This window comes from Pseudarthrobacter humi (assembly GCF_024294965.1).
Classification (GTDB): Bacteria; Actinomycetota; Actinomycetes; order Actinomycetales; family Micrococcaceae; genus Arthrobacter; species Arthrobacter humi.
Genome location: NZ_JANCLV010000005.1, coordinates 245869 through 262068, shown reverse-complemented (window position 1 = coordinate 262068; position 16200 = coordinate 245869). Strand labels below are relative to the sequence as shown.

Below are 16200 nucleotides of genomic sequence, written 5' to 3'. Positions count from 1 at the left end.
GGGACGGACTCCGCCGCCGGCAGAGAGGAGAGATGACGTGGGAGATTCAACGACGATCGCTCTCAACCTGACCTTTTTGGGCACGCTCGGCCTGGCGCTCCTGATGTTCCTGGGCCTGTTTCTGCTGGTGGTCATCACCTTGCTGCTTGCCGGCGCCGGGCGGCTGTTTGCGCTGACCGTAATGGCCCTCCTTGGACGGCTCCCCAAACACGAAACCCTCCCCCTGGTCCGCCTGACCGGGGAGTCCATGCCGCCGTCGGGCGCCCCCGACGAAACGCACGACGACGGCGCTGCCGCCCCGTCTTCCGGCAAGATTGCGCCGCGCGACTGGCGCAAAGCCCTTCACGACGCCCGCACCTTCCTGAAACCCTCCGAACTCCGGCCCCGCTTCCACCATGCGGTGGAGCATCACCCGCTGCTCACCGCGGCCCGCAAGGAACCCCCGGTGCTCGCCGAGGGCTGGGCTGCCGCGGTGGCCGAAGCGGATGCCCGGGCCATGGCACGCGCCCGGGCCGCCGCCCCCGAAATCAAGATCTCGGTCCGCGATCTTCCCGACCCTTCCGTTCCCGCAGCGAAGGTGGAAGCGGTGGCCCCTCTGGTGGAGTCGGCGCTGCACCAGGACAACCCTGCGCGGGACAATTCCAACCGCGACCCCAGCAGTGAGAGCGCCGCCCTTGGGTCCGCCCGCTCCTTCACGAAGCCGCCCGCCCCAGCGCCCCTGTCCCTGCTGGACACGGGCTCGCTGGTGTCGTTGTCCGGCCACGCGAACGTCCTCAAGGCCAAGCTGCCTGCCGACCGGAGCTGAGGACCGTGCGGCTCCCGGGCCGTCACAAACCGTCACCGAGCCGGCCCGCGTTACCCCGCGCTACGAAAAGCGAAGCACTGCGGCGTCTTCCTGCGGGCTGGCCCCGAATTTGTGTAGCGTCGTGACGATCCACAGCAATCCGCGTGGGAAATCGATTGTGAGGAGCCGGTATGAGCCTCAGCGAACTTCGTGTGTTCGGGCGGTCCGGCACGCCCATCAGCCCGCTCACACTGGGCACCATGAACTTTGGCGAAGGGCCGGGCGGCGCAGCCGGCGGCCCCCATGGAGGCGGTGCGCCCACCGGCGCGGATGAAAGCATCCGCATCATCCAGACCGCTCTGGATGCCGGCATCAGCGCGGTGGACACGGCCGATGTGTACTCCCAGGGTCAGTCCGAGCAGGTGGTGGGGCGCGCTCTCCGCGGCCGCCGCGACGACGTCTTCCTGGCCACCAAGTTCCACGGCCAGATGAGCGCAAACCCCGCCCACTCGGGGAACTCCCGGCGCTGGATCATGCAGGCGGTGGAGGGCAGCCTCCGGCGGCTGCAGACGGACCGGATCGATCTGTACCAGGCGCACCGGCCGGACTACAACACCGACGTGCTCGAAACCATCACCGCCCTGAACGACCTCATCCGGCAGGGAAAGATCCTCTACTACGGCACCTCGGTGTTCACCCCGGCGCAGCTCGTCGAAGCCCAGTGGCTGGCCACCACGAACCACCTGATCCCGCCCGTTGCCAACCAGGTCCCCTATTCGATGCTGGTCCGCGGCAACGAACGCGATGTCCTGCCCATCGCGCAGCAGTACGGCCTGGGAGTGCTGGCGTACGGTCCGCTGGCCGGGGGCTGGTTGTCCGGCGAGTTCGTCCTCGATGCCGGCAAACCGCCAACCCGAGTCCATTCACTCCCGGGCCGCTATGACATTTCCGGGCCGTCCAGCGAGCGGAAACTCCTGGCTGCGGACGCTCTGGCCCGGCTGGCCGACAAACTTGAAATCTCGCTCGTGGAACTGTCCGTCGGGTTCGCGCTGAACCACCCCGCCGTCAGCAGCGTGATCATCGGCCCGCGCACCGAGGACCATCTCAAGGCCTACCTCAAGGCAGCGGACACCCTCCTGGGGGAGTCCGTGCTGGATGCGATCGACGAACTGGTGCCGCCCGGGACCACCTTCGTGGAACGCGACGCCGGGGCGATAGTGCCGTCCCTGGAGTACGCGGAACTCCGCCGCCGCTGATCGCGCGGGCCGCCCAGCCGGCGTCGCGCGTTTGCGGAAAGCCCTTTCCCTCAACGGCTATCTCCGCTAGCGTGGAAACCATGGAATTCAGATACCTCGGAAACAGCGGCTTCAAAGTCTCGGAAATCACGTTCGGCAACTGGCTGACGCACGGCTCGCAGGTGGAGAACGACGTCGCCACCCAGTGTGTACGGGCAGCGCTCGACGCCGGCATCAGCACGTTCGACACGGCGGATGTCTACGCGAACACCGCCGCGGAAACCGTCCTCGGCGAGGCGCTGAAGGGCGAACGCCGCGAGTCACTGGAAATCTTCACCAAGGTCTACGGCCCCACCGGCCCCAAGGGCAAAAACGATGTGGGCCTGTCCCGCAAGCACATCATGGAGTCGATCAACGGCTCGCTCAGCCGGCTCCAGACGGACTATGTGGACCTCTACCAGGCCCACCGGTACGACTTCGAGACGCCGCTGGAAGAGACCATGCAGGCGTTCGCGGACATTGTGCGGCAGGGCAAGGCGCTGTACATCGGCGTCAGCGAATGGACCGCAGACCAGCTCCGCGACGGCCACGTGCTGTCCAAGGAACTGGGTTTCCAGCTGATCTCCAACCAGCCCCAGTACTCCATGCTGTGGCGCGTCATCGAGTCCGAGGTTGTGCCGGCGTCGGAAGAACTGGGGGTGTCCCAGATTGTCTGGTCCCCCATGGCGCAGGGCGTGCTGAGCGGCAAGTACCTGCCCGGCCAGCCTGCACCCGCGGGCAGCCGCGCCACGGATGACAAGGGCGGTGCCAGGATGATCGAGCGCTGGATGCGTGACGACGTCCTCGCCGGTGTCCAGGACCTCAAGCCGATCGCCGCGGAGGCCGGGCTCTCCATGCCCCAGCTCGCGGTGGCCTGGGTGCTGCAGAACCCGAACGTTGCCTCCGCCATCGTCGGGGCGTCGCGCCCCGAGCAGCTCGCAGACACCGTGGCAGCCGCAGGTGTGACGCTGGAGCCGCAGACCATGAAGAAGATCGACGACGTCATCGGCGCCCTCGCCGAGCGCGATCCGGCGCAGACCAAGTCCCCCGCCACCCGGGAAGCCTAGGAACTCCTTGTCCTGGAGTTTTTGTCCAGATAATGGCCGAAAAACGAACGGCCCCACTATCTGGACAAAAACTCCGGGCTGGCGCGGGGCTGGGGCGGGGGTTCTGCAGGCTCAGCAGCCCTCGAAGTCCGTGAGCACCTTGACCTTGTCCGCCGAAGCAGAGCTCGGATCAAACGTGTAGCCGATCCATTCGCGGGCCAGCCGGCTGGCCAGTTCCACTCCCACAACGCGTTGCCCCATGGTGAGGACCTGGCAGTCATTGGACAGTACGGACCGCTCCACGGAGAACGAATCATGGGCCGTCGTGGCGCGGATTCCGTCCACCTTGTTGGCGGCAATCGCCACACCGATGCCCGTGCCGCAGAAAAGAATGGCGCGGTCGGCACGCCCGTCGCGGATCAGCTCTCCCGCCGCAATACCAACGTACGGGTAGGGCCTGACGAAGTCCGCCGGGGCATCGCTCCGGTTGACCCCGATGTCGATGATTTCGCTGATCCTCGGGTCGTCCTGCAGGTCGGCCAGGATGCGGTTTTTGTAGTCGACGCCCGCCTCATCGGCGCCGAGGACCAGGCGCAGTCCCGGGGTTGCCGGAGTGGGCGTTGCTGGTTCGGTGGTCATGACAGTGCTCCTGCTGGATGGCCGGATGTGGTGGCTGATTGGCTGGCGCCCGGCTGGACCGAACCTGCCAGGAACGGCCCCATGACGGTGAAAATCATCGCGAGGGACGTCGCTCCGGGGTCCGGCGTGCCCAGGCTCTTTTCCGCGAGTGGCCGCGCCCGTCCCTTCAGTGGGCGGAGTGCGGCCGTGGCTTCGGCCGCCGCCACAGCCTCAAGGCCCGCTGAAGCCCAGGCCTGACGCGGTTCTGCACCCTCCTGCACCAGCCGGGTGAAGGATTCCGTGAACGGCAGGAGCGCATCCATCATGGTCTTGTCACCCGGTCCGGCCTTCCCCAGGTCAGTGATTCTGGCCGCGAAGGCGGTTATGCCGGCCGCCAGTTCCTCGGCGCCGGGGGTCCGCTGGTTCCCCAGCGATTCACCCAACGCCCGCAGCCCCGCACCCCAGAGAACCCCGGAGGTGCCGCCGGCCTTGTCCGCCCAGGCGTCACCGGCGGCGATCAGGACCGAGCCCGCCCCGGCACCGCGGGTACCGGCCGCGGCGCCTGCCGTCGCGGCGGCGTCGATCCCGCGGACCATTCCGCGGCCGTGATCACCGTCGCCGGCCACGGCATCGAGGTCCCCCAGCCGCGATTCGGCCGCATGCAGCGATTGGCGGGCGGCTTCGAGCGCCGCAACGCACTGGACGGCGTAGGTGCGGGAGTCGGCGTCGGCCTCGAATGGCGCATCGGAGGTCCCGGCGTCGGACGCTTCCTCGCCGGAGGCGTCCCCTGACTGGACGGCGGCAGTTCCCCGGCGGTACGCAGGGGTTTCCGCCGGCGCCGTCCAGAGCGGTTCCAGCTCCTCGTCCAGCCAGGTGATGGTGAGGGAGACGCCGGACATGTCGAGGCTGGTGACGAGCTCGCCCACCTCCGGCATCACCAGCGTGTAGCCGGCGTCGCGCAGGAGCGGGGCAACGGTCAGCCAGAGGACAAAGAGCTCCTCATGCTTGGTGGACCCCAGCCCGTTGAGGATCACCGCGAGCCGGTCGCCGGCGCCGGGCGGGGTTTCGGCCAGCAGCCGGGCCACAAATTCCTGGCCGAGTTCCTTGGCGGACGGCAAATCGGTGTCGAACAGGCCGGGTTCGCCGTGGATTCCCAGGCCGAGGCCCATCTGCTTGTCCGGGAGCGTAAACAGCGGGGCGTCGGCGCCGGGAAACGTGCAGCCGTGGAAAGCGCTGCCGATGGTCCTCGTCAGGCTGTTGGCCTTCCGGCCCAGGCGGACGACGTCGGCCAGGTCAGCGCCCGCCTCAGCTGCAGCGCCCATGATCTTGAAGACCGTGAAGTCACCGGCGATGCCGCGGCGTTTCTCGGATTCCGACGGCGGCGCGCTGGCGATGTCGTCGGTGACCAGGACGTTCTCGACCTGGACACCTTCGGCGGCGAGGCGTTCGCTGGCCATGCCGAAGTTCATCACGTCCCCCGCGTAGTTGCCGTAGGTGAAGACCACGCCGGCGCCCGAATCCGCGGACTTGGCCACGGCGTAGGCCTGCTGCGCCGAAGGCGACGTGAAGATGTTGCCCACCACGGCGCCGTCGGCCAGTCCGGTGCCGATCAGCCCGGCGAACGCCGGGTAGTGTCCGGACCCGCCGCCGGCGAGGACCGCCACTTTGGGCTTGGCGGGGCGGTGGCGCCGCACGGCGCCGCCGGGGATCTGGCGCACCAGCCCGGAATGGATGTCGCAGAATCCGGCCAGGGCCTCTTCTGCGAATTCGGAGGGATCGTTGAAAATCTTGGTCATGGTGGGCTCTCTGACGTGGACTTAGTCTTCTGGGCGGAGCGCTGTTAGTGGATGTGGCTTCCGCCGTTGATGTCGATGGTGGTTCCGGTGAGGTATGCGGATTCCTCGGAGGACAGGAACGTGATGACGGCCGCGATCTCCTCGGTGGTGGCGTTCCGGCCCAGCGGGATGCCGGCGTTGATGGCGGCTTCCTGCTCCTCGGTGCTGCCCACGCGGATGTTGGTGTCCACGGCGCCGGGCGTGATGGCGTTGACGGTGACGCCAGTGGCGCCGATTTCGCGGGCCAGTGCCTTGGTGAGGCCCAGGATCGCGGCCTTGGCTGCGGAGTAGGGGACCTTGCCGAAGACGCCGCCGCCGCGCTGGGCGGAGACGGAGGACATGTTGACGATCCGGCCCCAGCCGTTTTCGATCATGTCCGGCAGGAACGCCTTGGTGACCAGGTAGGTTCCGGTGGCGTTGACGTCCATCACCTTGTGCCAGAGCTCAAGGGTGGTTTCCAGGAACGGGACCGGGGAAGTGATTCCGGCGATGTTCGCGAGGGCTCCGACCGGCGGAAGGTTGCCGGCGGTGATTTCGGCCTTGACTGCTGTGTAGGCGGTGTTGACGGAGCCTTCGTTGGCGACGTCGATCTCGTGGCCGAACGCCGGGACGTTGAATTCATTGCCGATGTCGGCGGCGACCTTTGCGGACTTCTCGGCGTCGAGGTCCAGGATCACCACGCCCCAGCCCAGGCTGGCGTAGCGGCGGGCAGTGGTGATGCCGATGCCCCGCTCTGAGGTGGCTCCGGTGAGGACGGCGGTGCGCTGGATGGTGGTGGTCATGATGCTCCTTGGATTACTTGGTGGTGGTTCAGATGAGGTCGGTGATGAAGCTTGCTGCCTTGGCGGCGGCCGCTGGGCGTTCGTCGTGGGTGACGTCCCGGGTTTCGAGCTCGAGGGAGAAGTGGCCGGTGTAGCCGCTCGCCGCGAGGGCGCGGAGCCCGGCGGCGAAGTTTGCCCGGCCGTTGCCGATGCTGAGGTTGATGTTGCCCGGCACAGCGTCGCGGAGGTGGACGTGGGAGATCCGGTCCTCGTGACGTTCGAGGTACTCCAGCGGATCTTCGCCGGCGGCGACAATATGGCTGAAGTCCATGACAATTCCGACGCCGGTACCCGCCAGCCGCTGGGCCAACAGTTCCGCGCGTTCCAGGTTCCAGCAGAACCGCAGGAAGTGCAGGGATTCGGTCCAGAGCTCGACGCCGAACTCCGCCGCGCGCTGGGCGGCGTGGGTGAGTTGGGCGGCAATGAGGTCCAGGTCCTCGTCGACGCTCCGGACCGGTTCGTGGCTCAGCGCCCCGCACGGCAGGACCAGCGCCTTCGCCCCGGTGTTGGCGGCGAGCGTGAGCAGCGCCTCGAGGTGCCGTTCGCGGGCTTCGCGGGCACCGGCGTCGAGCACTGCGTTGAGGTCGCCGATATCTCCGTTGACGGAACGGACGCGCAGGCCGGAGGCGGCAACTTCCGCAGTCACGGCCGTCACGGCAGCTGCATCCAGGTTGTACGGCACGTGGTCGCATACTCCCGGGAGGGCGCCGAGATCGATTTCGTCGAAGCCCAGGCCGCTGATGGTCCGCAGAGCCGCCGGCAGGTCCTGGTGCCTGAAGCTGATGGACGAGCAGCCGAGTCGGGAATTGAACATCGTCGTTGATCCTCTGAACGAGTGGGTGGTGATGTGAATCACTGTAGATGATTTTATTGTTGACAGTCAACCTCAAACATTGACTGTTGACAGTGATGCATGATGCGGGTCACACTGGCATATCATTTGTTAACAGTCGACAGCGGCGGTGCGGAAGCGTTCCTCGCTCTTCGAAAGGGATTCAGCAATGAGCAATGAGGCTCTCAAAATGCGCGGCCACGTGCATGGCACAAAAGACGCAAAGCGCGTCGCGATCGGCTCCGGCGTTGGCGCCGTTATCGAGACGTACGACTTCATCGGCTTCGGCACCGCCGCTGCACTGTACTTCGGCACCGCGTTCTTCCCCACCGGCGATCCCGTCACCGGAACGCTGGCAGCCTTCGCCACCCTCGGCGTCGGCTTCGCCGCCCGCCCCATCGGCGGCATCATCGGCGGCCACCTGGGCGACAAGGTAGGCCGCAAGCCCGTCCTGGTGGCCTCCCTGATCCTGATGGGTGTGGCCACGTTCCTCATCGGCCTCCTGCCCACGTACGAGCAGGTTGGCCTGCTCGCTCCAGCGCTGCTGGTGTTCGTCCGCGTGGTCCAGGGCCTGGCCTTCGGCGCTGAATGGGGAGGCGCCATCCTGATGAGTTACGAGCACGCACCGTGGAAGTCCAAGGGCAAGTACACCGGCATCGTCCAGGCCGGCTTCCCCGTGGGCCTGCTCCTGGCGAACCTCGTGTTCCTGGTCAGCGTGAACCTGGGCGGCGAACTCGCATGGCGCGTCCCGTTCCTGGCCAGCATCGTGCTCGTCGCCGTCGGCCTGATCATCCGCTCCAAAGTCCCGGAATCACCGGTGTTCGACGAGGTCAAGGAAAGCGGCTCCATCGTCAAGTCCCCGATCATCGAGGTCATCAAAACGGACTGGCGCAGCATCGTCCGCGGCATCGGCCTTCGCATCGCCGAGACCGCCGGCTACGCCGTGTCCATCACCTACATGATTTCCTACCTGCACACCCAGCAGCTGGCTGACAAGACCCAGACCCTCGTGGCCCTCTGCATCGCCTCGTTCATCGGCATCTTCGCCACCATGGCCTGGGCCCGCCTCACGGACAGGATCGGCCGCCGGCCCCTGTACATCTGGTCCACAGCCTTTGCGCTCCTGTTCGGCATCCCCATGTTCCTCATGGTCAACACCGGTATGTTCATCTTCGTGATCGCCACGATTGTGATCTCCTACGCCGTCTGCCAGAACTCCCTTGCCGGCGCCCAGGGCGCGTGGTTCCCCGAACTGTTCCAGGCCAAGACCCGCTCCTCCGGTGCCTCGCTGGCGTACCAGATCTCCGCCATGGTCTCCGGGTTCACGCCCTTCGTCACCACGCTCCTCTTCGTTTCCCTGGGCTGGATGGGTCCTGCGATCCTCTTCAGCTTCTATGCGGCGATCGGCCTGTGGGCCGCCTTGGTCACCCGGGAGACTTGGGGCAAGCGAGAGCGCCAGCTGGCAGATGAGGCCACCAAAAGCACGCCGCAGTCAGTGAGCGTCTGATGACTGCGACTCAGGAACTGCCTACGCACGATCTCCCCCACAAGGAACGAATGTCACACGAAACCGGTTCAGAACGCCTCGAACGCGTCAGCGCCGCGGCGTTCCGGATCCGGCACCATGCCCTGAACATGGGCGAGGTGCAGGGCCAGGGCTACGTGGGCCAGGCCCTCGGCGCCGCGGACATGCTGGCCGCCGTGTACTCGGACCAGCTCCGTTTCCGCGCCGAGGACCCCGAATGGGAGGCCCGGGACCGTTTCCTGCTCTCCACCGGCCACTATGCGATCGGGCACTACGCGGCGCTGGCAGAGGCCGGCATCATCCCCGTGACCGAACTCGAAACGTACGGCTCGGACGATTCGCGGCTGCCGATGTCCGGAATGTCCACCTACACCCCGGGCATGGAAATCTCCGGCGGATCCCTGGGCCACGGACTGTCCATCGCCGTCGGCATGGCCCTGGGCCTGCGCTATCAGGGCTCCGGGGCGAGGGTCTACAACTTCCTCTCCGACGGCGAACTGGACGAAGGCTCCACCTGGGAAGCGGCCATGGGCGCCCACCACCACCGGCTCGGGAACCTCACCGCCATGGTGGACATCAACGCCCTGCAGGCCGACGGCAAAACGGACACCGTGCTCCGCACCGAGCCCGTGACCGAAAAATGGGAAGCGTTCGGCTGGTACACCCAGCGGGTGGACGGGAACGACGTGGCTGCGCTCCTGGCAGCGTTCGACAACGCGGCCGCCCAGGCCGCCGCCGTCGGACGTCCTTCGGTGATCCTCTGCGACACCAAGGTCGGCCGCGGCGTTCCGCTGCTGGAGGAGCGCGAGAAGGCGCACTTCATGCGCATCGAGGAACACGAATGGCAGACCTGCCGCGAACAGCTGACCGCCGGATCCGCACCCGCCGAAGGAGAGACCAAGTGAGCACCACCGCCGTCACCAAGCCGAAGCTGAAGACCTCGGCCATGATCGCGTCCTTTGCCGATCCCGGCCAGAAAACAGCGTCCGCGCCGTTCGGGCACGCCCTGGTCAAGGCCGCGCAGGAGAACGATAAAATCGTGGGCCTCACCGCGGACCTCGGCAAGTACACCGACATGCACATCTTCGCCCAGGCCTTCCCGGAGCGGTTTTTCCAGATGGGCATGGCCGAACAGCTCCTCTTCGGCGCCGCCGCGGGCCTCGCCGAAACCGGGCTCATCCCGTTCGCGTCCACCTACTCAGTGTTCGCCGCCCGCCGCGCCTACGACTTCCTCTGCCTCGACGCCGCCGAACCCAACCTCAATGTCAACATCGTCGGCGGGCTCCCGGGCCTGACCACCGGCTACGGACCCAGCCACCAGGCCACCGAGGACATGGCGATCTTCCGCGGCATGCCCAACCTGACCATCGTGGACCCCTGCGACTCGATCGACATCGAGCAGGCAGTACCGCAGCTGGCAGCCAGCGAAGGCCCCACCTACCTGCGCCTGCTCCGCGGCAACGTCCCCACCGTGCTGGACGAATACGGCTACACGTTCGAACTCGGGAAAGCCAAGGTCCTGCGCGGCGGCAACGACGTGGTCTTCATCTCCTCAGGCCTGATGACCATGCGTGCCCTGCAGGCAGCCAAGGCCCTCGCCGAGCACAACGTGGACGTCGCCGTCGTCCACACCCCCACCATCAAACCGTTCGACGCTGCCACCGTGCTGGCCGAAATCAACACCGACCGGCTCGCGGTGACCCTCGAGAACCACAGCGTCACCGGCGGCCTCTTCGAAACGGTGGCCTCCGCCGTCGTCACCGCAGGCCTTGGCAAGCGGGTGGTGCCGGTAGCACTGCCGGACGCGTTCCTGGACGCCGGCGCACTGCCCACCCTCCACGACCGCTACGGACTCACCGTCCAAAAGATCGTGGCCAAAGTCCTCGCCGAACTGAAGTAGAAGCGTTTCGCCGGAAGCGCGGAGCCGTCCCGGCCGGCGCCGCGCTTCTGGCGTACCATCGACAGTTAACACATCGACTGTAAACAGTTGACCCCTGACATTGAGGAAGTATCACGATGGCCGGAGCAACAGCATCGCTGCTGGGACTGCAAAAGAAGAGCCTTCGCGAGCAGGCCCTCTCGGCACTGCGCGCCGCCATCACCAGCGGCGAGCTGGAGCCGGGGCGGCATCTGGTGGAAACCGAGCTGTCGGAAATGCTCCAGATCAGCCGCGGCACGCTGCGGGAAGCGCTGCGCCAACTCGAACAGGAGGGCCTCCTCTCCGCCGGGCCCCGGGGCCGCCTCTCGGTCAGGCACCTGGATGAAAAGGAAATCCGCGACATCTACTCCGTCCGGGCAGCACTTGAATCCCTTGCGGCCCGCACCCTGTGCGAACTCCCGGACCGGGAGCACGTCATCACCTCGCTGCGGGCCGCCATTGAAGCCATGGCCGCCGCCGAGAAGGCCAGCCTGCAGGAACGCATCGAATCGGATCTGGAATTCCATCGGACCCTATGCCGCCTGACCGGCAACGAAACCCTGCTGCATTCCTGGGAGTCCCTGGAAGGGTCCATCCGGATGTCCATCATGTTCGCGGGCAGGGACAAAGGTGTGAAGAACATGAGCGTGGACCGTCATTACGACATCGTCACCGCCATCGAGACCGGAGACGCCTCGCTGGCCCGGAACACAATCCGCGAGCACATGGACACCGCCGCCGCGAACCTGGTGGCGTAGGGCTCTGCCGCACTGACATGAAAATTGAGGTGGGCAGGTCGCGGTGACGGTTCAACTTTGCCCGGGGTCGTTATCCGGCCTGTTGAAGTGGCTCGAGGATGACTTGGTAGCCCAGGGATTCGAGCTGTCCGATCGCGCGGGCTTTAGCTTTGGCTGGTGCCTGCCGAGTGAAGTAGTCGGCTCCGGGGTCTTTGTAGAGTTCGCCGGTGGTGAGCATGTTCCAGGCCGCGGTAAGCATGGCGTGTTCGATCGCTACGAGGGCTTTGGACGGTCCGCGCCGGGCGGCGAGGCGCCCGTACTTTGCGGAGAAGTAGGTGTTTTTCGATCGTGCTGCCGAGAGTGCGGCGATGCCCAGGGCTCCTTTGAGGTAGCGGTTGCCGGGCCGTGTTTTGGTGGACTTGACCCGTCCGGCGGATTCGTTGGATCCCGGGGAGGTGCCGGCCCAGGACGCCAGGTGTCCGGCGGTGGGGAACACCGTCATGTCGGCGCCGGTTTCGGCGATGAAGATTTCCGCGACGGTGGTGCTGAATCCCGGGATGCTGATCAGGAGTTCCCGGGCGAGACGAAAGGGCTCCATCGCCTCCTCGATCCTGGCGCTCAGGTCCTCGATGTCGGCGGTGTGGGCGTCGATCCGGTGCAGATACAGTTCCGCCATGTAGCGGTGGTGGCTGCTGAACCGGCCGGTGAGCGCGTCGGTGAGCTCGGGGATCTTTGACCGCATCCTGCGCTGGGCGAGGTCTGCCAGGACCACCGGGTCGTTCTGGCCCCCGATCAGGGCTTGTAGCATCAGCCGTCCGGAGACCCCGGTGATGTCCGAGGCCACCGAGGAGAGCTTGATACAAGCGTCCTCGAGGAGTTTCTCCAGCCGCTGGATCTCCCGGGTCCGTTCCCGGGTGATGACGGTCCTGGCCCGGGTCAGGTCGCGGAGTTCACGGATCGGCGGCGGGGGCACGAACGAGGCCCGGACCAGCCCGTGGGCGCCGAGGTCCGCGAGCCAGGCAGCGTCGGAGACATCGGTTTTGCGGCCCGGGACGTTCCTGGCGTCTCGGGCGTTGACCAGGACCAAGTTCAGGGCCTCATCCTCGAGCAGGTAGTAGAAGGGACGCCAGTAATCAGCGGTCGCTTCCATCACCACCAGACTTACCCGTTCGTTGAGCAGGTGCTCCTTCAGATCCAGGATCTGTCCGGTCATCGCACCCCAGGTGGTGACCATAGCCTCGGTGGGCCTGGTTCCGCGGCCCTGGATACGGACGCAGACCTTCGCGTCCTTCTTCGAAATATCAATACCCGCGCACCGCGGGTGGATCACTTCCATGGCGGATCGGCCTCCCAGTCATTCCAGCAGGAATCACGGTGCATGCGTTCCGGGGAGGGCGGATAAAACGACAAATCTGACATCCGTGCTCAAGGCAACAGTCCACGGTCCCGCGGACAACAAAGCTGTGCCCTCCACCACCAAACTAACCTGCAGGCTCACCGGCACCATAGGGCGACCGGGGTTGACCGAAACACACACATCAAGTGTGTTCCACAGCCTGTGAAAAGCACCAGACGTCTGCAGTGCCAGGTGACGCGTCCACATTTTCCTTCCCCACGGCGGAGCGGAGCGCCCCTGGACAACTAACCTGGTTCCGCGAGGCCGACGCCGTATACTCGGTGCCAGCCATGACCATCCTTCCGTCCTCCCCCGCCAGCGTCCGCATTGATGCGTGGCTGTGGGCGATCCGCGCCTACAAGACACGCTCTGCCGCCACCGCGTCGTGCAGGGCCGGGCACGTGCGGCTGAACGGAAGCCCGGCCAAAGCTTCGGCCACCCTGGTCACGGGCGACACCGTCACCGTGCGGATGTCCGGCTTCGAACGCACCCTCGAAGTCCGCCGCCTGATCGCCAAACGGGTCGGCGCAGAGGTGGCTTCGCACTGCTTCACCGACCACACACCGCCACGGCCGGTGGCGCCGGCGCTGGGCCTCCCGCAGCGCGACCGTGGCGCGGGACGCCCCACCAAGAAGGACCGCCGCGAGATGGAACGGCTCAAGGGCCCCGCAACCTAGGCTGTTCGCCCGCTGAGCTATCAGAATGGGAACTGTGAACAACATCGTCCTGACCTCCGTCCGCCAGCCCGGCGAGGACGCCGTCTCGGACCTGCACATCGTTGACGGCGTGGTGGCCAGGATCAGTGCCGACGGCGGAATCCCGCGTGGCGCCCGGGTGGTCAGCCTGGACGGGCGCCACGTCATTCCAGGCCTTTGGGATGAGCACGTCCACATGACCCAGTGGGCGCTGCACTCAAACAGGCTGGACCTGTCCGCCGCCGCATCCGCGCGGGAGGCTGCCGCCGCCGTCGGACGTTCTGTTCGCGATGCCGATCTGTCGGTCACCACGGTGGGGGTGGGCTTCCGCGACGCCCTGTGGGCGGACGTCCCCAGCCTGGAAATGCTCGACGCCGCCACCGGCAGCCAGCCCACAGCCCTGATCAGCCACGACCTGCATTGTGTCTGGCTGAACAGCGCCGCAGCCGGGCGGTACGGCGTGGAGGTTGATGACGGTGGCCTGCTCCGGGAGGAACCTGCCTTTGCACTGACCCGTGATCTGGGCAAACTTCCGGATTCAGTGGTGGACGGCTGGGTCCGCGACGCTGCAGAAGCAGCATCCGCCCGGGGCATTGTGGGCGTCGTTGATTTTGAAATGACCTGGAACCGCGACGTCTGGCTACGGCGCGTCGCCGGTGGATTCAGCAGCCTGAGGGTGGATGCCGGTGTTTACCCCGGGGACCTGGAGCGTGCCCACCGCGACGGGATGCGCACAGGCTTGGAGTTCGACGGCGGCATGGGGCTCCTGCGCGCCGGCCCGCTGAAGGTCCTCATTGACGGTTCGCTGAACACCCGGACAGCATTTTGTGTGGATCCATATCCCGACGGCGGTTACGGGCTGCTGACGGTCAGCTTTGACGACTTGGTGTCCCTGCTTAGGCGGGCGCGGGATTATGGCTTTGTCCCGGCGGTCCATGCCATCGGGGATGGCGCCAACCAGGTGGCGCTGGATGCCTTCGAACGTGCCAACATCGGCGGCCGGATTGAGCACGCGCAGTTTGTCCGGACGGAGGATCTGGCCCGCTTTGGGCGTCTGGGGGTTACGGCAAGCGTGCAGCCGGTACATGCACTGGATGACCGCGACGCAGCGGAGTCCAACTGGAGCGGTCGCACGCAGCGGGCCTTTCCACTGAGGTCGCTCCTCGATGCAGGCGCCACGTTGGCACTGGGTTCGGACGCGCCGGTTGCGCCGCTGGATCCGTGGGCTGCGATGTCCGCGGCCACCACCAGGTCCCGGCAGGACACCCGCGGGCCGTGGCATCCCCAGGAATGCATCAGCCGGCGGCAGGCACTTGCCGCTTCAGCGAGGGGCCGGAGCCGGCTCCGGGCCGGGGACCCGGCGGACCTGGTGGTGCTCGACGCCGATCCGCTGGCCTCGCCGGACCCGGAATTCGCCGCCATGCCGGTTGCGGCGACGCTGGTGGCCGGCCGCTTCACGTACGACGGCGGCCTGGCTTAGTTCCGCACCTTGGCCTGCACGAGATTCGCGAACGGCAGCTTGCCGTGGTCCGCGAGGAAGGCAGCGTGGTACGCGGCCTCAGCCTGGCTCACTTCCTCGGCAGGGAGCTCTTTCCACGCCAGGATCAGTTCGTCCGTGTGGGTCAGCTGCCAGATCAGCCGGCTGTCCCAGTGGCCCGGCGGCCTGCCCCGCCCAAAATCCAGGAACTCTTTGATCTGAATGCGGAGGCCGCGGTTGCCCTTGCTGCCGGGCCCGGCTTTGCCAAGGTAGAGAATGTCCGCGCCGTCCACCCATTCAGCCCATATGGCGTCCGCCGGCAGGGTGGGATTCTTTTTCTTGAAGGTCCCGGCGGTGCTGATCTTCAGGAAGTGAGGCTCGAACTCATTCGGCCGAAGAACGGCGAACACCCCGGTCCCCTGCGGAACCCTGATGATCTCAAGGCTGTCGAAGCTCCGGAAGCCGGCAAAGCCGTCGGACTTGAGCGTTTTCCTGTTCATCATCATGACGTTACCCGGCCTGGCGCCGGTCCGGAGCTAACTTGCACTGCGCACCTAAACCTCCAAAAGCGTAGAGTGGGCTTAGACGCCTGTTTCTGGACGCCGTGCTGCTGAGGGAGAGATCGTGACGATTGACTGGGACGAAAAAAAGGCCCTGCTACAGGAACCAAATATCGCGGCGGTAACGCAGCTCTGCGATGAACTGATGGAAAAGAAGCCAGGGTCCGTCGTCCCGTACATCGACCCCGTGCACGACGAGGACGAATGCCGGATCGTCAGCCTCCACGTCAGTCCGGGCAAGGGCACCGAATCCGGCTTCGTCTCCCATTTCAACGACGACGAAGCCGCCCGCCGGGCCACCCAGATTTACGAACTTGCCGAGCTTGATCCGCGCTATGTGATGCCGTGGAACGCGTACCCGTGGGTGCGGGATCCAGAGCTTCCGTCGGCGCTGAACGTCCAGGAGAAGACTGACGGGCTGCGGCCCTTCCGGCAGTTCCTGAAGATCAACCGCCGTGTCTCCGCAGTCATCGCCCACGGCACGGACGCTTCCACGTTCCTCACCCTCTTCGAGAAGACCTACCATTCTTCCCTGAAGAACAGCGGCATCAAGATCTACAAGGCCAGCGCGCTCGGCGGGCGGGCCTTTGCTGTTTCCGAAGCAAAGCAGGAGGATCTCCTCGCCAAGAGCGTGGACGTCTACAAGGACGCCATGCAGCGGGCAGGCATCCAGCACCTCTAA

Annotated in this window: 16 protein-coding genes; 10 read left to right on the top strand and 6 right to left on the bottom strand. The window is 66.2% G+C overall.

Going from position 1 to position 16200, the window contains the following annotated elements:
- Positions 1 to 37: 37 nt before the first annotated feature.
- From NFC73_RS10160 to NFC73_RS10150, 3 genes are all read left to right on the top strand, one after another.
- Positions 38 to 805, top strand: a complete 768-nt coding sequence (locus NFC73_RS10160) for a hypothetical protein (protein WP_254749823.1) — start codon at positions 38 to 40, stop codon at positions 803 to 805.
- 170 nt (positions 806 to 975) lie between these two features.
- Positions 976 to 2040 (top strand): aldo/keto reductase, encoded by a 1065-nt coding sequence (locus NFC73_RS10155; protein WP_254749821.1) that lies wholly within the window; start codon positions 976 to 978, stop codon positions 2038 to 2040.
- 80 nt (positions 2041 to 2120) lie between these two features.
- Entirely contained in the window at positions 2121 to 3125 is a 1005-nt protein-coding gene (locus NFC73_RS10150) for an aldo/keto reductase family protein (RefSeq protein WP_254749819.1), read from the top strand.
- A 111-nt stretch (positions 3126 to 3236) separates the two neighbouring features.
- On the opposite strand, the gene NFC73_RS10145 is transcribed toward NFC73_RS10150, so the two are convergent.
- From NFC73_RS10145 to NFC73_RS10130, 4 genes are read right to left on the bottom strand one after another with little or no spacing between them, the layout of a single operon-like run.
- Positions 3237 to 3743: an RpiB/LacA/LacB family sugar-phosphate isomerase gene (locus NFC73_RS10145; RefSeq protein ID WP_254749817.1), complete on the bottom strand. Its 507-nt coding sequence runs from the start codon at positions 3741 to 3743 to the stop codon at positions 3237 to 3239.
- A complete protein-coding gene (locus NFC73_RS10140; protein WP_254749815.1) occupies positions 3740 to 5518 on the bottom strand; it encodes a dihydroxyacetone kinase family protein in 1779 nt (592 codons plus the stop codon). The genes NFC73_RS10145 and NFC73_RS10140 overlap by 4 nt, the downstream gene beginning before the upstream one ends.
- A 44-nt stretch (positions 5519 to 5562) precedes the next feature.
- Positions 5563 to 6339: an SDR family NAD(P)-dependent oxidoreductase gene (locus NFC73_RS10135; RefSeq protein WP_254749813.1), complete on the bottom strand. Its 777-nt coding sequence runs from the start codon at positions 6337 to 6339 to the stop codon at positions 5563 to 5565.
- A gap of 28 nt (positions 6340 to 6367) precedes the next feature.
- On the bottom strand, positions 6368 to 7192 hold the full coding sequence (locus NFC73_RS10130; protein WP_254749811.1) for a sugar phosphate isomerase/epimerase family protein: 825 nt from the start codon (positions 7190 to 7192) through the stop codon (positions 6368 to 6370).
- A gap of 187 nt (positions 7193 to 7379) precedes the next feature.
- Here NFC73_RS10130 and NFC73_RS10125 point away from each other — a divergent pair, with 187 nt between their 5' ends.
- The 4 genes from NFC73_RS10125 to NFC73_RS10110 all read left to right on the top strand — a co-directional run bounded on the left by NFC73_RS10125 (position 7380) and on the right by NFC73_RS10110 (position 11411).
- Positions 7380 to 8717, top strand: a complete 1338-nt coding sequence (locus NFC73_RS10125) for an MFS transporter (RefSeq protein WP_254749809.1) — start codon at positions 7380 to 7382, stop codon at positions 8715 to 8717.
- A gap of 50 nt (positions 8718 to 8767) precedes the next feature.
- The gene (locus tag NFC73_RS10120) at positions 8768 to 9640 is read left to right on the top strand and encodes a transketolase (protein WP_254749807.1); all 873 of its coding nucleotides are present in this window, start codon (positions 8768 to 8770) and stop codon (positions 9638 to 9640) included.
- Positions 9641 to 9681: 41 nt separating this feature from the next.
- On the top strand, positions 9682 to 10635 hold the full coding sequence (locus NFC73_RS10115) for a transketolase family protein (RefSeq protein ID WP_254749896.1): 954 nt from the start codon (positions 9682 to 9684) through the stop codon (positions 10633 to 10635).
- Between the two features lie 116 nt (positions 10636 to 10751).
- A complete protein-coding gene (locus tag NFC73_RS10110) occupies positions 10752 to 11411 on the top strand; it encodes a GntR family transcriptional regulator (RefSeq protein WP_254749805.1) in 660 nt (219 codons plus the stop codon).
- 70 nt (positions 11412 to 11481) lie between these two features.
- On the opposite strand, the gene NFC73_RS10105 is transcribed toward NFC73_RS10110, so the two are convergent.
- Complete coding sequence (locus NFC73_RS10105) at positions 11482 to 12726, bottom strand: IS110 family RNA-guided transposase (RefSeq protein ID WP_254749803.1); 1245 nt, start codon at positions 12724 to 12726, stop codon at positions 11482 to 11484.
- 350 nt (positions 12727 to 13076) lie between these two features.
- Here NFC73_RS10105 and NFC73_RS10100 point away from each other — a divergent pair, with 350 nt between their 5' ends.
- Both NFC73_RS10100 and NFC73_RS10095 read left to right on the top strand, forming a co-directional pair.
- Positions 13077 to 13463 carry an RNA-binding S4 domain-containing protein gene (locus NFC73_RS10100; protein ID WP_056342031.1) on the top strand — a complete coding sequence of 129 codons (387 nt, stop codon included), beginning with the start codon at positions 13077 to 13079 and terminating at the stop codon, positions 13461 to 13463.
- Between the two features lie 34 nt (positions 13464 to 13497).
- The gene (locus NFC73_RS10095) at positions 13498 to 14961 is read left to right on the top strand and encodes an amidohydrolase (RefSeq protein ID WP_254749801.1); all 1464 of its coding nucleotides are present in this window, start codon (positions 13498 to 13500) and stop codon (positions 14959 to 14961) included.
- On the opposite strand, the gene NFC73_RS10090 is transcribed toward NFC73_RS10095, so the two are convergent.
- Entirely contained in the window at positions 14958 to 15464 is a 507-nt protein-coding gene (locus tag NFC73_RS10090; protein WP_254749799.1) for a hypothetical protein, read from the bottom strand. The two genes, NFC73_RS10095 and NFC73_RS10090, sit on opposite strands and share 4 nt — an antisense overlap.
- Before the next feature lie 118 nt (positions 15465 to 15582).
- Between NFC73_RS10090 and NFC73_RS10085 the strand changes: the two genes are divergently transcribed.
- Positions 15583 to 16200: a uracil-DNA glycosylase family protein gene (locus NFC73_RS10085; RefSeq protein WP_056342023.1), complete on the top strand. Its 618-nt coding sequence runs from the start codon at positions 15583 to 15585 to the stop codon at positions 16198 to 16200.

Bases quoted from the DNA above. Each gene is read 5' to 3' on its own strand.
- NFC73_RS10140 (WP_254749815.1), bottom strand. From the start codon at position 5,518: ATGACCAAGATTTTCAACGATCCCTCCGAATTCGCAGAAGAGGCCCTG.
- NFC73_RS10090 (WP_254749799.1), bottom strand. From the start codon at position 15,464: ATGATGATGAACAGGAAAACGCTCAAGTCCGACGGCTTTGCCGGCTTC.
- NFC73_RS10105 (WP_254749803.1), bottom strand. From the start codon at position 12,726: ATGGAAGTGATCCACCCGCGGTGCGCGGGTATTGATATTTCGAAGAAG.
- NFC73_RS10130 (WP_254749811.1), bottom strand. From the start codon at position 7,192: ATGTTCAATTCCCGACTCGGCTGCTCGTCCATCAGCTTCAGGCACCAG.
- NFC73_RS10110 (WP_254749805.1), top strand. From the start codon at position 10,752: ATGGCCGGAGCAACAGCATCGCTGCTGGGACTGCAAAAGAAGAGCCTT.
- NFC73_RS10125 (WP_254749809.1), top strand. From the start codon at position 7,380: ATGAGCAATGAGGCTCTCAAAATGCGCGGCCACGTGCATGGCACAAAA.
- NFC73_RS10100 (WP_056342031.1), top strand. From the start codon at position 13,077: ATGACCATCCTTCCGTCCTCCCCCGCCAGCGTCCGCATTGATGCGTGG.
- NFC73_RS10155 (WP_254749821.1), top strand. From the start codon at position 976: ATGAGCCTCAGCGAACTTCGTGTGTTCGGGCGGTCCGGCACGCCCATC.
- NFC73_RS10150 (WP_254749819.1), top strand. From the start codon at position 2,121: ATGGAATTCAGATACCTCGGAAACAGCGGCTTCAAAGTCTCGGAAATC.
- NFC73_RS10135 (WP_254749813.1), bottom strand. From the start codon at position 6,339: ATGACCACCACCATCCAGCGCACCGCCGTCCTCACCGGAGCCACCTCA.
- NFC73_RS10145 (WP_254749817.1), bottom strand. From the start codon at position 3,743: ATGACCACCGAACCAGCAACGCCCACTCCGGCAACCCCGGGACTGCGC.
- NFC73_RS10120 (WP_254749807.1), top strand. From the start codon at position 8,768: ATGTCACACGAAACCGGTTCAGAACGCCTCGAACGCGTCAGCGCCGCG.
- NFC73_RS10115 (WP_254749896.1), top strand. From the start codon at position 9,682: ATGATCGCGTCCTTTGCCGATCCCGGCCAGAAAACAGCGTCCGCGCCG.